Source organism: Parafrankia sp. Ea1.12, from assembly GCF_900465275.1.
Lineage (GTDB): Bacteria > Actinomycetota > Actinomycetes > Frankiales > Frankiaceae > Parafrankia > Parafrankia soli.
The window spans coordinates 1-13,486 of sequence record NZ_UBIZ01000097.1 but is presented as its reverse complement, the minus strand read 5'-3'; the positions used below and the strand labels follow the sequence as shown (position 1 = coordinate 13,486).

General features: G+C 70.8%; 15 protein-coding genes and 1 pseudogene. 10 read left to right on the top strand and 6 right to left on the bottom strand.

Features of this window, described 5'->3' with window-relative positions; genetic code table 11:
• Positions 1–201 precede the first annotated feature (201 nt).
• From clpS to FMEAI12_RS02060, 5 genes are all read left to right on the top strand, one after another.
• Entirely contained in the window at positions 202–492 is a 291-nt protein-coding gene (gene clpS / locus FMEAI12_RS02080) for an ATP-dependent Clp protease adapter ClpS (protein ID WP_071060418.1), read from the top strand.
• Positions 493–542: 50 nt separating this feature from the next.
• The gene (locus FMEAI12_RS02075) at positions 543–1,076 is read left to right on the top strand and encodes a DUF2017 domain-containing protein (protein WP_071060419.1); all 534 of its coding nucleotides are present in this window, start codon (positions 543–545) and stop codon (positions 1,074–1,076) included.
• Positions 1,077–1,273: 197 nt separating this feature from the next.
• Complete coding sequence (locus FMEAI12_RS02070; protein WP_041256606.1) at positions 1,274–1,678, top strand: Mov34/MPN/PAD-1 family protein; 405 nt, start codon at positions 1,274–1,276, stop codon at positions 1,676–1,678.
• A gap of 273 nt (positions 1,679–1,951) precedes the next feature.
• Positions 1,952–2,380, top strand: coding sequence for a MoaD/ThiS family protein (locus FMEAI12_RS02065; protein ID WP_112104785.1), 429 nt, complete (start codon positions 1,952–1,954; stop codon positions 2,378–2,380).
• A gap of 22 nt (positions 2,381–2,402) precedes the next feature.
• Entirely contained in the window at positions 2,403–3,350 is a 948-nt protein-coding gene (locus tag FMEAI12_RS02060) for a PLP-dependent cysteine synthase family protein (protein WP_112104784.1), read from the top strand.
• 108 nt (positions 3,351–3,458) lie between these two features.
• Here the strand turns inward: FMEAI12_RS02060 and rdgB are convergent, their stop codons facing one another.
• From rdgB to murI, 4 genes are all read right to left on the bottom strand, one after another.
• Entirely contained in the window at positions 3,459–4,097 is a 639-nt protein-coding gene (rdgB, locus tag FMEAI12_RS02055; RefSeq protein WP_071060422.1) for an RdgB/HAM1 family non-canonical purine NTP pyrophosphatase, read from the bottom strand.
• Complete coding sequence (gene rph, locus FMEAI12_RS02050) at positions 4,094–4,870, bottom strand: ribonuclease PH (RefSeq protein WP_112104783.1); 777 nt, start codon at positions 4,868–4,870, stop codon at positions 4,094–4,096. The genes rdgB and rph overlap by 4 nt, the downstream gene beginning before the upstream one ends.
• An 80-nt stretch (positions 4,871–4,950) precedes the next feature.
• On the bottom strand, positions 4,951–5,697 hold the full coding sequence (locus FMEAI12_RS02045) for an MBL fold metallo-hydrolase (protein ID WP_071060429.1): 747 nt from the start codon (positions 5,695–5,697) through the stop codon (positions 4,951–4,953).
• Positions 5,694–6,524: a glutamate racemase gene (gene murI, locus FMEAI12_RS02040; RefSeq protein WP_020463103.1), complete on the bottom strand. Its 831-nt coding sequence runs from the start codon at positions 6,522–6,524 to the stop codon at positions 5,694–5,696. The genes FMEAI12_RS02045 and murI overlap by 4 nt, the downstream gene beginning before the upstream one ends.
• Before the next feature lie 713 nt (positions 6,525–7,237).
• On the opposite strand from murI, the gene FMEAI12_RS02035 reads away from it, so the two are divergent.
• The gene (locus FMEAI12_RS02035; protein ID WP_112104782.1) at positions 7,238–7,699 is read left to right on the top strand and encodes a hypothetical protein; all 462 of its coding nucleotides are present in this window, start codon (positions 7,238–7,240) and stop codon (positions 7,697–7,699) included.
• A gap of 129 nt (positions 7,700–7,828) precedes the next feature.
• Here the strand turns inward: FMEAI12_RS02035 and FMEAI12_RS02030 are convergent, their stop codons facing one another.
• Together FMEAI12_RS02030 and FMEAI12_RS02025 are read right to left on the bottom strand one after the other, a co-directional pair.
• A complete protein-coding gene (locus FMEAI12_RS02030) occupies positions 7,829–9,049 on the bottom strand; it encodes a transcriptional regulator (RefSeq protein WP_112104781.1) in 1,221 nt (406 codons plus the stop codon).
• A gap of 287 nt (positions 9,050–9,336) precedes the next feature.
• Positions 9,337–10,191: a TIGR03619 family F420-dependent LLM class oxidoreductase gene (locus FMEAI12_RS02025; protein ID WP_112104780.1), complete on the bottom strand. Its 855-nt coding sequence runs from the start codon at positions 10,189–10,191 to the stop codon at positions 9,337–9,339.
• A 70-nt stretch (positions 10,192–10,261) separates the two neighbouring features.
• Between FMEAI12_RS02025 and FMEAI12_RS02020 the strand changes: the two genes are divergently transcribed.
• The 4 genes and pseudogenes from FMEAI12_RS02020 (at position 10,262) to FMEAI12_RS02000 (ending at position 13,096) form a co-directional block, all read left to right on the top strand.
• Entirely contained in the window at positions 10,262–11,167 is a 906-nt protein-coding gene (locus FMEAI12_RS02020) for a VOC family protein (RefSeq protein WP_112104779.1), read from the top strand.
• 450 nt (positions 11,168–11,617) lie between these two features.
• On the top strand, positions 11,618–11,857 hold the full coding sequence (locus FMEAI12_RS02010) for a hypothetical protein (RefSeq protein ID WP_235013601.1): 240 nt from the start codon (positions 11,618–11,620) through the stop codon (positions 11,855–11,857).
• Positions 11,832–12,108: pseudogene (locus FMEAI12_RS02005) on the top strand (glyoxalase/bleomycin resistance/dioxygenase family protein); the annotation flags it as partial. The gene FMEAI12_RS02010 and the pseudogene FMEAI12_RS02005, both read left to right, overlap by 26 nt.
• 568 nt (positions 12,109–12,676) lie before the next feature.
• On the top strand, positions 12,677–13,096 hold the full coding sequence (locus FMEAI12_RS02000) for a hypothetical protein (protein WP_235013599.1): 420 nt from the start codon (positions 12,677–12,679) through the stop codon (positions 13,094–13,096).
• Positions 13,097–13,486: the final 390 nt, after the last annotated feature.

Genomic DNA, 13,486 nt, shown 5'->3' with positions numbered 1-13,486 from the left:
GTATCGGGGCGGGCTGGGCTGGCGGTGCTGCGTGGCGGTGATCACGGGTGTCGGGCGGGGTCGGGCCTGCGGCGCGGGCCTGGTGCGGCCGGGACCACGGTGTCCGTCGTTCCGGAGATCACAGCGGTGTCCGTTGTGACCGTGCGCGACGCAGGGCCGGTCCCCGTGAAGTCCCGATCGGGAGGCGTAACAATAGACGTCGTGTCCGTCACTGCCGTGTCTCCGATTGACGTCGAGGACGTCGAGGACTCCCCCGAAGACGATCGCCTCTGGGTGACCATCGTCTGGAACGACCCGATCAACCTCATGTCCTACGTGACGTACGTCTTCCGCAAGCTCTTCGGGTACAGCGAGCGGAAGGCGACCAAGCTCATGCTCGACGTCCATCACAAGGGGCGGGCGACGGTGGCGTCCGGCACCCGGGAGGAGATGGAGGCCGCGGCGGAGCGGCTGCACACCTACGGCCTGTGGGCCACCATCGCCCAGGACTGAACGTCGCGGGCTGAACGTGATCGGGAGCGGATGATCGGGAGCGGAGGCGTGTGAACGGGTTCCGGCGCACCAGGGCCGGGATCGAGCTGCGGCTGCCCCGGCTCGAGTCGTCCCTGCTCACCGAGCTGTTGGGTCAGGTCGACGCGTTGCTGGAGGCGCCGCCGGTCGACGATCCGCTGGAGGCGCTTGTCGGGCTGCGCGACACCGCCCCGCCGCCCCCGGAGGATCCCGCGGTCGCGCGGCTGCTGCCCGACCCCTACCCGGACGACCCGCTGGCCTCCGGGGACTTCCGGCGCCGGCGTACCGACGAGGCCCTGGCCCGTAAGCGTGACGCGGCCCGGCGCGTGCTGGCGGCCGTGCCGGCGCCCGGTGCCGTCCTGGTGCTCGACGAGGACGCGGCGCAGGACTGGCTGACCGTCCTCAACGACCTGCGGCTGGTGCTCGGCACGCGGCTCGGTCTCACCGACGACGAGTCGACCGCCGAGCTGGAGAATCTCACGCCCGAGGATCCGCGCCGGCCGATCGCCGCGGTCTACGCGTTCCTGACCGAGCTGCTCGACGAGCTCACCCGGGCGCTGCTCTAGGCCGAGCCAGGCCGGTCCGGGTCAGGGCCCGAGGCCGGTCCCGGGCCCTGACCCGAACCGGGCCCGGGGCGGATCGGTGCATCCGGTCCCGAAGTGGGGCGGTTCCCCGGCGCCGTAACCTGGTGCGAGCCGGTCGTGGTCAGGTCTGTGTTCACATGGACGCCCGATCCGGCCCGTTCGCGTCGTACGGTTGTCGCGTGCTGCGCATCGACCGAACCCACTACGAGGCGATCGTCGCCCATGCCCGCCGCGACCATCCCGACGAGGCGTGCGGCGTCATCGCCGGGCCCGAGGGCTCGGATCGGCCGGAGCGTCACATCCCGATGGTCAACGCCGCACGCTCACCCACCTTCTACGAGTTCGACCCGGCCGAGCAGATCAAGGTGTGGAACGAGATGTTCGACCGCGACGAGGATCCGGTCGTGATCTACCACTCCCACACCGCCACGGAGGCGTACCCGTCGCGCACCGACATCTCCATCGCGGGGTACCCCGAGGCGCACTACGTCCTCGCCTCGACGCGGGATCCGGAGACGATCGAGTTCCGTTCCTTCCGGATCGCGGACGGTGAGGTCACCGAGGAACCCGTGGAAATCCTCTGACGCCCATGTGACGTTCTCATAGAGCGGCGGCGACGGACGCGCGTGGTGGGATGCCTGTGAGCGAAGGGCATCCGGTCGCGCGAGCCCGTGACCTGCCGGGCGGTACCGACGGCCCCGCGGAACCGACGCCTGCGGACCGACGCCCCGCAGCACCGATGGCCTGCAGTATCGATGGCCTGCAGCACCGATGACGCAGTACCGATGCAGTACCACCGCCCACGCCGGGCGGCGCGCCGCGGCGGACCCGCCGGCGGCACCAGAGGAAGGAGCACCATGGCAGTCCAGGTCCGTGTGCCGACGATCCTGCGCAGCTACACGGGAGGCGCCAAGCTGGTCGAGGGCACGGGCGACACGCTCGCGGCGCTCTTCCACGACCTCGACTCCCGGCACCCCGGGCTGCGCGGGCGGCTGATCTCCGGCGAGGGTGACGGCGAGCTCCACCGCTTCGTCAACATCTACGTCAACGACGAGGACGTCCGCTTCCTGGGCAGCCTCGACGCCAAGCTCAGCGACGGCGACAATGTGACTATTCTCCCCGCCGTCGCCGGTGGCTCCGCCACCGTACCGGCGACTTTGGGCGAGGTGACTATTCTCCCCGCCGTCGCCGGTGGCTCCGTCACCGTTGACTCCGCTGCCGACGACCTAGCCGGCGGCTGCGCTCGGGTGCCGATCTCGTCCGGCATGGCTACCCGGCTCTTCTGATCAGGGCGGCAGGTCCCTACTCATGCGTTACGACTCCCTGGTGGACTCGGTAGGCCGAACCCCGCTGGTCGGACTGCCTCGGTTGTCTCCCTCTGCGGAGGTCCGACTCTGGGCGAAGCTGGAACAGGACAACCCCACCGGTTCGATCAAGGACCGGGCGGCACTGTGGATGATCGCGGACGGGGAGAAGCGAGGACTGCTCACCCCGGGCGCGACCGTCCTCGAGCCCACGTCCGGCAACACCGGGATCTCGTTGGCGATGGTCTGCAGCCAGAAGGGGTACCGGCTGGTCTGCGTGATGCCGGAGAACACCTCCGTGGAGCGCCGCCAGCTGCTCCAGATGTGGGGGGCCGAGATCGTCTCGTCCCCGGCGGCCGGCGGCTCGAACGAGGCGGTCGCGGTGGCCAAGCGGCTCGCGGCGGAGAACCCCGACTGGGTGATGCTCTACCAGTACGGCAACCCGGCGAACGCGCAGGCGCACTACGAGACGACCGGCCCGGAGATCATGGAGGACCTGCCGGGTATCACCCATTTCGTGGCGGGGCTCGGCACCACCGGGACGCTGATGGGTACCGGTCGCTACCTGCGGGAGCACAAGCCCGACGTCGTGATCGTCGCGGCCGAGCCGCGGTACGGCGAGCTCGTCTACGGGCTGCGCAACATCGACGAGGGCTTCGTCCCGGAACTCTACGATGCCTCGGTGCTGACCTCGCGGTACTCGGTCGGCCCCCGGGACGCGCTGCGCCGCACGCGCGAGCTCGTCCAGCAGGAGGGGATCTTCGCCGGGATCTCGACGGGGGCGATCCTGCACGCCGCCCTCGCGCAGGCCGACCGCGCGGTGCGGGAGGGACGGCGGGCCGACATCGCCTTCATCGTCTGCGACGGTGGTTGGAAGTACCTGTCGACCGGTGCGTACGCCGGCACGCTCGCCGAGGCCGAGGCCGCGCTCGAGGGGCAGCTCTGGGCCTGAGCGCGTAGCCGCGAACCCCGCCCCGCCCCGTTCTGGCCCATCGGCGCGGGGCGGTGCCGGCGTGCGACCGCGGCGCCGGGCCGCCCGGGGCCACGGTCGCACGCCGTTTCAGCGTGGAGGCGGCGCCAGCGTGCCGATGAACGCGGCGAGGCTGCGTAGCGCCCGGCCCCGGTGGCTGATCAGGTCCTTCTCGTCCGCTGTGAGCTCGGCGTTGGTCCGGGTCGAGCCTTCGGCGACGAACAACGGGTCGTAGCCGAAGCCCCCCGTGCCCCGTGCCCGGGTGAGCAGCCGCCCCCGCAGGGTGCCGTAGACGACGTGCTCGACGCCGTCCGGGGTGACCAGCGCCGCGGCGCACACGAACGCCGCGCCGCGCCGCTCCTCGTCGACGTCGTCGAGCTGGGCCAGCAGCAGGGCGTTGTTGGCGGCGTCCCGGTCGGCCCGGCTTCCGTCACGGATCCCGGACCAGCGCGCCGAGCGCACCCCGGGCATCCCGGCGAGCTCGTCCACGGTGAGCCCGGAGTCGTCGGCGATCGCCGCGAGACCCGTAGCGGCCACGGCGGCGCGTGCCTTGATGAGGGCGTTCTCGGCGAAGGTCGAACCTGTCTCGGGCACCTCGGGGCCGTCGGGCAGCGCGACGACGTCGACGTCCAGCCCGGTCGCGGCGAGGATGCGGCCCAGCTCGGCCAGTTTCGCCTCGTTGCGGCTGGCGAGCACGACCTGGCGCGGCACCGCGCTCACCGAGCTCACCGTGACCCCGTGCCCTTCCCACCACTGCCGGCAGTGGCGCGTTCCGGGGCGGGCGGGCCGGCGGCCGGCGGGGCGGCCAGCGCGGCGTTCTGGATCTCGGTCAGGCGGGTGCAGCCGGCCACGGCGAGGTCGAGCAGCTCGTCGAGCGTCGACCGTTCGAACGGGGTGCCCTCGGCCGTCCCCTGGACCTCGACGAAGCCACCCGCGCCGGTGCGGACGACGTTCATGTCCGTGTCGGCGGTCGAGTCCTCGGTGTAGGCGAGGTCGAGCATGGGCACGCCGCCGACCACGCCGACGCTGACCGCGCAGACACTGGTGACGATCGCCGCGGGACGTCCCAGCCACCGGCAGGCGTCGGCGAGCGCCACGTAGGCGCCGGTGATCGCGGCGGTGCGGGTGCCGCCGTCGGCGAGCAGCACGTCGCAGTCGATGGCGATGGTGTTCTCGCCGAGGGCCTTCAGGTCGATCGCGGCCCGCAGGCTGCGCCCGATCAGCCGGGAGATCTCGTGGGTCCGCCCGCCGATCCGCCCGCGGACGGACTCCCGGTCGTTGCGGGTGTGCGTGGCTCGCGGCAGCATCGAGTACTCGGCCGTCACCCAGCCCAGGCCGCTGCCCTTGCGCCACCGGGGCACCCCCTCGGTGACGGAGGCCGCGCACAGCACCCTGGTCCGGCCGGCGGAGATCAGCGCCGACCCCTCCGCGTGCTCCTGCCAGCCCCGCTCGATCGTCACGTCGCGGAGCTGGTCCGTGGTTCTGCCATCGACTCTGATCACGGGAGGAGACCCTATCGGCGCAGGCCGGCCGGGGTTGCGCCGGACGGCCCGCGAGCGTGCTCAGACGTGTTCAGACGTGGTCAGATCTCGTAGGAGGTGCCGGTGCTCGCGAGCGTCAGATCGCCGTCGAACGCGTCCGCGGCCTCGCCGTGGGTGCGTTCCACGTTGCCCCAGGGCACGAGGTGGGTCAGCACCAGCCGCCCGACACCGGCGCGGGTCGCGTGCTCACCGGCGTCCTTGCCGGTCAGGTGCAGGTCGGGCGGGTTGTCCTCGCCGTCGAGGAACGACGCCTCGCACAGGAACAGGTCGCTGTCGTGGGCCAGCCGGACGAGCCGGTCGCACACCCCGGTGTCGCCGGAGTAGGTGAGCGTCTTCCCGCCGGCCGTCACCCGCACCCCGTAGGCCTCGATCGGGTGCGCGACCCGGGCCAGGTCGATGGCGAACGGCCCGACGTGCAGGCGGCCGGGACCGATCGTGCGGAAGTCGTAGATGTCGGCCAGGGAGTCGTCCGGCCAGCGCTCGAACGCGCCGCACAGCCGCTCCTGGGTGTTGATCGGCCCGTACACCGGGAGCTTGGGCGGCATCCCCTCCGGGTGGTAGCGCCGGGCGTAGGACGTCGCGACCAGGTCGAGGCAGTGGTCGCCGTGCAGGTGGCTCAGCAGCACCGCGTCGACGTCCCGGATGTCGCAGTGCCGTTGCAGCTCACCCATGGAGCCGTTGCCGGCGTCCAGGACGAGCCGGAAGCCCTCGTCCTCGATCAGGTAGGAGGAGCAGGCCGAAGCGGGGCCCGGGTAGGTGCCGGAACAGCCCAGGATCGTCAGTTTCATCGTCCCACCGCCTGTGCCTGCCGGGGGGCCGCCGCCGGGGCGATGCTCACCGCCGTGATCTCGGGGCCCAGGAAACGGCGGCCCACCCGCGCGAACGCGGCGGGATCACCGGTGGTCAGGAAGCGATGCGCCGGGGGCGGCAGGTCGGGGTCGCGGAAGAGGCCGTCGCGGGCGAGCACCCGGTAGGTGTCCTTGGCCGTCTCCTCGGCGCTGCTCACCAGTGTGACGCCCTCTCCCATGACGAGACCGATGACGCCGGTCAACAGTGGATAGTGGGTGCATCCGAGAATCACTGTGTCCACGTCGGCTTCCTGCAACGGTGCCAGATACGCCTCGGTGAGTCCCAGCAACTGCCGGCCGGACGTGATGCCGCGCTCGACGAAGTCGACGAAGGCCGGGCACGCCACGCTGACCAGCTCGGTGCCCGCAGCCGCCGCGAAGGCGTCCTCGTAGGCCCGGCTGGTGATCGTGGCGACCGTTCCGATGACTCCCACTCGACCACTCCGTGTTGCCGCGACGGCACGGCGGGTCGCGGGCACGATGACCTCGACCACCGGTACGTCGTAGCGTTCCCGGGCATCGCGCAGGCATGCCGCGCTCGCGGAATTGCATGCGATGACGAGAAGTTTCACACCAGCGGAGACGAGTTCGTCCAGTGCGGCGAGGGCGTACCGGCGCACCTCGGCGATCGGCCGCGGCCCGTAGGGGGCGTGCGCGGTGTCGCCGATGTAGAGCAGCGACTCTCCTGGCAGCTGGTCCAGGATCGCGCGCGCAACGGTGAGACCGCCGACTCCACTGTCGAACACCCCGATGGGCGCGCCGCTCATGAGCGATGAGACTAAGCCGGAAACCTGCTGCTCACCCTGTGGCTGTCATCACGAAACCAATGTCCGATCCCGGACAGACGTCTCGTCGCGGACATGCCCGCCGCCGCGGGACGGCCTTCGCATCCCCGGCATTCCGCCAGGCCGCGTCGGCCCGGCAGTGCCTCGCCGGACAGCGTAAGGACGAACCGTTCGACGTGTCATCGTGACCGATCTCTCCGGGACGGCAGCCGCCCGTCTCCAAACCTCTCCTGATGGTCGCCCGGCGCGTTCGGGTGGGTACTCCATACGGGGACAGGGGCAGCAAACAGGGTGTAGTCTAGAACTGCCTGTAATCGATCAGTGACTAAAAGCTATCGAGCAGGTAGGTTGAGGACGCGACTGAGGTGTCCGGGTCGTTCCAATCCGTCCCCGGCCCGTGGCACCCCAGTCGCATCCTCGATCATGCCCCGGTACCCCCGAGAGTGGTGGTCGGCCGCTGCGGCGGCCAATGCGGCGGCCTGGGCCCGTGTGGTCGCTGAGCTGCGGGTCGGGCACGGCCGGCCCGCGGCGGGGTGGCCGGTCGGCCCGGCGCGAGGCGGCCGGTCGGCCCACTGTCCGTGGGTCTGGCGATTTTGGTCCGTAGTGCCGCTGACCTGCGGCGCCGTCTCTCGGTGGCACTGTCGGCTTGGCGTCGATCCACCCCACCGGCCCCGTCCGAGGCGTAGGAAGGCATCGTGGCGCGGTTGAGGGTGGCGGCGGTCGGTGTTTTCGGCATCGCCCTCGGGGGGATGTTGATGCATGCCGTCCCGATGCCGTCGGCATGGGTGTGGTTGGTCGCAATGATCTTCGTCGTCGTCCTGGGGGTCAACATCACTGCCTGGCTTGTGGTCCCGCGGGTCATCGGATCCGTCGTCGCGTCCATCCGTCCGCTTCCGGCCGGCCGGGGCTCGTTCGACCGCGACCGCGACGCGGAGTGGTCGTCGTCCTCGGAGTGGCAGCCGGAGGCGTGGTCGTCGAGCTGGGACTACGCCGGCGGGGACGGCCCCGACGCGGGTGACGGCGACGGTGACGGCGCCGACGAGGACTGGTCCGTCGGACGTCCCGGCAGCGGGCAGGGACGCCGGCGTGTGCGCGGGCATGACGGCTCCACGTCGACCGGCGGCGCCTCGTACGGCTTCGGCGTGTCCAGTTGGTGAGCTGCCAGTCCAGCTGGTGAGGCGGGTCCAGCTGGTGAGGCGGGCCCGGCCCGGTGGACGGTCAGCTCCGCGCCCACCCGGCGATCCGAGTGCCCGGGCCGGCCTCGGCGCGCCGGCCCAGCGGCGGAGTCAGCCCAGCAGGTGGCGCCGGTGGCGCCAGGCGAGAGCGATGAGGGCGGCGCCGGCGGCCTGCATCGGTTCGTGGTGGACCAGCCGATCAACGGTCCGCTCGGTGAAGGGGATCCCCGGGGTCCGGCGTTCTGGTCGCGGGCCGGTGGCGGTGCCGGCGCGGTCGGGCTCAGGGACGGCTGGCCTGGAGGCGTCCAACCGCGCGAGGTTCTCGCCCTCCGCGTTCGTGCCGACGAGGCCGGCGAACAGCTCGTCGAAGGCCGGCGCGTCGAAGACCGCGACGGTGAGAAGGTCGGTGGCGAAGGTCAGCGGGTCCACACCGAGTCCGAGCACGGACACCCGCACCGCGCCCGACTGCCGGGCCGCGGCCAGATCCGCCGCGAACGGCCAGCGCCCGTAGTCGATGGGCCGCGTGTCGCTGCCGTACTCCTCGGCCGTGCCCAGCAGCTCCTCGGAGTACTCGCGGGTGATCGACCGCCACAGGTCGAAGTCGTTGCGGATGTTCCACTCCGCCGGCCCGGAGGGCTGGAACACCCCGACCGGCACCACCTGCAGCAGACCACCGGCGTGACCCACCTTCGCCGGGTCCCGGCGGTGGAGGAGCACGGTCCCCGTCCCCGTCCGGCGGTCCCGGCGGATCGTCAGGGTGCTGATGGCCATGCTCGCCGGCCGCCGGTGAAGCTCCCAGGGCATGCCCACCGCCCGCCGCACAGGAAGAGCCTCCGCGCCCTGCGTGGCGGCCGCGTACTCGTGCGCGCAGGCCTCGCCGACGTCGAGCCCGTCGAAATAGCTGCCGAGCCCGAACGACAGGGTGCCGCGCGCCCCCGGCAGTGACAGGTCGGCGTCGCACAGCCGGTAGGTGGGGAGATCGACGAACAGCGCCGGCCGGTCCAGGTGGGCCACCGCCGCCGCGTAGCCGCCGTAACGGCTGCCATCCGCGCGCAGCGGCCGGACGCCCTCACTCACCGGCTCCCGCCCGGTCAGCCCGCCGGGCTGCTCCCGACCCGGGTCGAGATCGATCACCACCGAGTCGATCGGCACCGGCTCCGGCGGGATCCACCCCGGTGCCGCCAGCAGCGGCGTGCCGGCGACCCGCGCGTCCGGCGGGTACTCCCGTGCCGCCAGGACGGCGAGCGGGTGCCGCCGCCGTTTCAGCTCGCCCCGGACCCGCAGCCACTCCCGCTCGTCCGCCGTCATGCCGCCGGAAGCTCCCTCGGACATCCGCCTCACCCGTCCCTCACGCCTCCACGTCCCGGCCAGCCGTCCAGCCCCGTTCCCGGGAACCTTTCCGGTGGCGGCTGATGACAATGAGAGCGCCGTCAGCCCGTGGCGAACCCGTCAGACGACCGGCCGCACGTGCCTCGCGCAGGCGCCGCCTCGCCCGGGGGTCCCGTTCGGGTATCTCGTCCGAAGCAAGTTGTCCCGGCGGTATATGGAGAGGCTGCGACAACTCACTTCGCCGCGTCACTTCGCCGCGCGGCGGCCAGCCCCGCCCATCCGTCGCCGGGTCAGTCGGTGTCCTGGAGCGGGCCGAGGATCTCGTCGGCGAATCGTCGCATCCCGTCGATCGCCTCGCGGGAACGGGTCCACGGCCGGACGATCAGGCGGGTGACGCCGGCCTCGGCGTAGGGCGCGACGTCGGACGGACGGCTCACCTCGCCGTTGAACGTGACCTCGACGGGGGTGGTGCGCCCCGCGCGCTCGGCCAGCTCAGCGAGTCGGGCCAGCGAGCCGGGCAGGTCGGCGAACTTGTGGTTCATCGGCATCCAGCCGGTACCGACGGTCGCGGCGCGGCGCAGCGCCGCCGGCCCGTCCCCACCGATGTGCAGCGCCGGGCCCGGCCGCTGGACCGGCTTCGGCTCGAACGCGACCGCCCCGAAGTCGAAGAACTCGCCGTGGTGCTCGACGACGTCCTCGCTCCACAGCCGACGGCACACCTCGATGGCCTCGTCCACCCGCGGGCCGCGACGGTCGAAGTCAAGGCCGACCGCCTCCCACTCCGAGCGCAGCCAGCTCGCGCCGATCCCGAGCGCGAGCCGCCCGCCGGAGAGAATGTCCACGGTCGTCGCCGCCCGCGCCGTCACGAACGGATGCCGCAGGCCGATGTTGTAGACGTTCGTGCCGAGCAGGATCCGCGTCGTCCGCGCCGCCAGGTGGCTGAGAAGCGCCAGCGCGTCGAAGATCGGGACGTTGGACGGGATCGGCGGATGATCCGAGCTCTGGTGCGGGCTGCCCGCCGAGGCGATCGGCACGACGAGATGCTCAGGTACCCAGATCGACTCGTACCCGAGCCGATCGGCCTCCTCCGTGACCTCGTTCCATAACCGGGGATTGACCCCGCCGAGGTGCAGTCCGAACTTCATCGGGGCAGACTACGCCCTGTCAGCGCAGAGACGCCCGGACACGGGAAGACCGGGAAGAAGGCAACGACCTGTGACACGGGCCGACAGCCCCTTGGACCACTGGGAACCCGCAAGCCTGACCGAAACGGCTTCGATCTTCGCCGCCTTTCCTGCCCCGTGGTGGATCGCCGGCGGACACGCGATCGAACTCGCGGTAGGTCACCAGTTCCGCGGGCACTCCGACATCGACGTCGCCGTGCTCCGCCGGGACCAGCTGGCCGTCCAGCGGGTCCTGGCCGGGTGGGAATGGTGGGCCGCCGATCCTCCCGGCGCACTACGGCGCTGGGAGCCGGGCGAGACGCTGCCGTTCGGCATCCACGACATCTGGTGCAGGCGAACTCCCGATGGGCCGTGGCGGATCCAGGTCATGCTGGAGGAAGCCGCCGGGACGGACTGGGTGTCGCGGCGTGATCCCCGGATCCGGCGTCCGGTCTCCTCGCTCGGACACGCCGGCCCCACGGGCATCCCCTATATCGCGCCGGAGGTGCAGCTCCTTTACAAGTCCCAGGCGTCACGCCCGAAAGACGAGATTGACTTCGCTGCCGTGCTTCCGCTGCTGGCAACAGATCGGCGACGATGGCTCAGCGACGCACTCGCCGCCACCCACCCCTGGCAGCGGCGGCTCTCCCCGGACGCAAAGATAGATCTGATCGTCCTGTACTGCTCCGACCTCTCCGCCTGTCACGAGTTCTACCAAGATCTCGGTCTGGAGTTCAGGCGGGAGCGTCATGGGACCGGCCCCGACCACTACGCCGCCACCTTCGCCGACGGAGCTGTTCTCGAGCTCTACCCGGCAGGAGCCCGGGGGCCGACGGGACGGGTCCGGATCGGACTCACGGTACGGCGAGCGGACCTGGGTGATACGCAACTCACGCCGGGCCGTCATGTGCTCCAGGACCCGGAAGGCCACGCGGTCGACGTCCAGGTAGTGGGCTGAGTCGTCGTCGCCCGCCTGCGTCAACCTGGCCGGGCGCGCGTCGAACGCGCTGATTCGCCCGACTACCTGCTTCAGGATGCTCCCGTGTCCGCGAAAAGCTCCAGTTCGGTGCCCGCATGTGAGTGGACGTCAAGTGCTGGGCTACGAATCGTCCGTCAGAAAGCGCCGGAAAATCACCATGGGTCGTCCTGGGCCGTTGTAGTCCGGCGAAGTGGATGTAGGCGACACGTGGCTGGGACGGGGAGGGGAAGGCGACGAGGAAGCCTGCCAGGCCGTGGTCGTCCTCGACGACCCGGCCTGAACCGTGGAAGTCGTCGAGGAAGAGCGGTGGAGCCGGTGACCCGCTGACCAGGACAGATGTACGTGACGATGGCCGTGGTGCGGCCATTGATCCAGATGGGATGCGGATCGCGCTATTCTGCTGCCGCGTCCAGAAGAATCGGGGGGATCATGCACGGCAACGAGTTCGCGACGATGGAATGGATCTGGGATCAAGGTTCCATCCGAATCAACCTGCCCGGGGGTCGGGAGATGACGGTGGCCGGTTCCTACAACGAGGTGGTAGCGGAGCTCGGCAAACTTGGTGGGCAGGGCTGGGACGTCGCCTCGTCAACCGCATCCAGTAATTGGATCTTCTGGACGTTGCGACGGGCCTCCTACGCGCATGACCGGGCACTGGGAACCCGCTAGCCTGGCCGAGGTGGCCTCGATTTTTGCCGCGTTTCCCGCTCCATGGTGGATCGCCGGCGGATACGCGATCGAACTCGCTGTGGGTAACCAGTTCCGGGAGCACTCCGACATCGACGTCGCCGTGCTCCGCCGGGACCAACTCGCCGTCCAGCGGGTTCTCGTGGGATGGGAATGGTGGGCGGCCGACCCTCCTGGAACGCTGCGGTTTCCGGGACCCGGGTGAGGCGCTGCCATACGGGGTTCACGATATATAGTGCAGAGTACAGGTGGGGCAATGGTTCTGGTCCCCCCGGACGTGGACAACGAGTTCGACTGAAGCAGCCGCCGACTGCGTGCGCCGACTCCGCGTACGTAAAGCCCCGGTGCGGGTGATCTGGCCGGCGGGAAGCCGGTGGGGTGGCCGCCGAAGGCTGGCAGCGGTGGCGGGCCGCCCGGCGCTCGCGCATGCTTGGTCGACAACGAATGGGGGTGGGCCCATGCCGACATCCATCACCACTCACCATCCATCCGACTTCCGGCCAGCGAGCTGAAACCGACTTCCTCCGATCCGACCGGCCTTGTCCTCAGCGGATTTCTTGCGGCGATCAGGATCAGCCGGACGGCCCGACAACCCGATCAGCCCGTCCGTACGCCGGAGCAGTTTTATCTGCTCCAGGAAAAAGGAATGGGTGGTGCATCATGAGGATGGCGCGCGCGATTTTTGGTGCGACAGTCGCACTGGTCCTGGGTCTGCTGTTCGTGGCGGTTCCGGCGCGGGCCGGAGGGCCAACGGTAACTCCGGCTACACCGGTGTCTCCGGTCGCACCGGTCATGCCGGTCATGCCGGTCATGCCGGTCCTGACGGGCATCAGCGCGGCACACGCGGCCAGTGCCCACGCGGACCTCATCCGGTTCCACTTCCAGCTGGCCGCCCCCGCCGAGGTCACCGTCCAGTACGTGCCGGCCTCGGAACTGATACAGGACGGTTCCGGCCTTCCCGTCGCCGTGCGGGGCCGGTCCTTCGTCAAGGTGGTCTTCCACAATGCGGCGGCCCATGACGAGGAGGGCAGGGCTACGGCTCCGCGCAACCTGTTCCCGGTCCGCGCGACCACCAATGTTGTCCAGGTGCGGTCGGGTGGTGACTTCGAGGGCGTGGTCACATACTTCATCGGCCTGCGCCAGCCCGCGCCCGGACCGCAGGTACAGCCGACGGCGCAGCACACCGGCACCAGCGTGATCGTGGCGATCCCGACCCGATAACCCGGCAGGACAAGGGGTGCAACGGGCCGGCCGCCGGGCACGGCGGCCGGCCCGGACGCGGACGGGAGTGTCCGATGAACGTCGGACACTCCCGTCCGGACGTCAACGCCCCCGTTCACCCACAGGCCACGTGGGCGCGGCAGGGGCCGGACCTGCGACCACTCGCTTGTAAGGCATGGATTACGCCAAGTGACACGACTCCCGTCACGGCTCGGTCTGTCCACTGGCGCCCATAGCCGTCCGCCGATGTCCGTACAGCGCGCAGCCGCATCATGATCGGCTGCACGCCGGCCGGGACGGCCAACGGGGTGAGCAGCGAGAGCGGCGCGGGCACGGTCACCTGGTTCGAGTCGGGGGAACGCGCGCCGCACGGTCGGACCGGTCAGGGGG

Bases quoted from the DNA above. Each gene is read 5' to 3' on its own strand.
- FMEAI12_RS02065 (WP_112104785.1), top strand. From the start codon at position 1,952: ATGGCAGTCCAGGTCCGTGTGCCGACGATCCTGCGCAGCTACACGGGA.
- FMEAI12_RS02060 (WP_112104784.1), top strand. From the start codon at position 2,403: ATGCGTTACGACTCCCTGGTGGACTCGGTAGGCCGAACCCCGCTGGTC.
- FMEAI12_RS02045 (WP_071060429.1), bottom strand. From the start codon at position 5,697: ATGAAACTGACGATCCTGGGCTGTTCCGGCACCTACCCGGGCCCCGCT.
- murI (WP_020463103.1), bottom strand. From the start codon at position 6,524: ATGAGCGGCGCGCCCATCGGGGTGTTCGACAGTGGAGTCGGCGGTCTC.
- FMEAI12_RS02030 (WP_112104781.1), bottom strand. From the start codon at position 9,049: ATGTCCGAGGGAGCTTCCGGCGGCATGACGGCGGACGAGCGGGAGTGG.
- FMEAI12_RS02025 (WP_112104780.1), bottom strand. From the start codon at position 10,191: ATGAAGTTCGGACTGCACCTCGGCGGGGTCAATCCCCGGTTATGGAAC.
- FMEAI12_RS02010 (WP_235013601.1), top strand. From the start codon at position 11,618: ATGCACGGCAACGAGTTCGCGACGATGGAATGGATCTGGGATCAAGGT.
- FMEAI12_RS02000 (WP_235013599.1), top strand. From the start codon at position 12,677: ATGCCGGTCATGCCGGTCCTGACGGGCATCAGCGCGGCACACGCGGCC.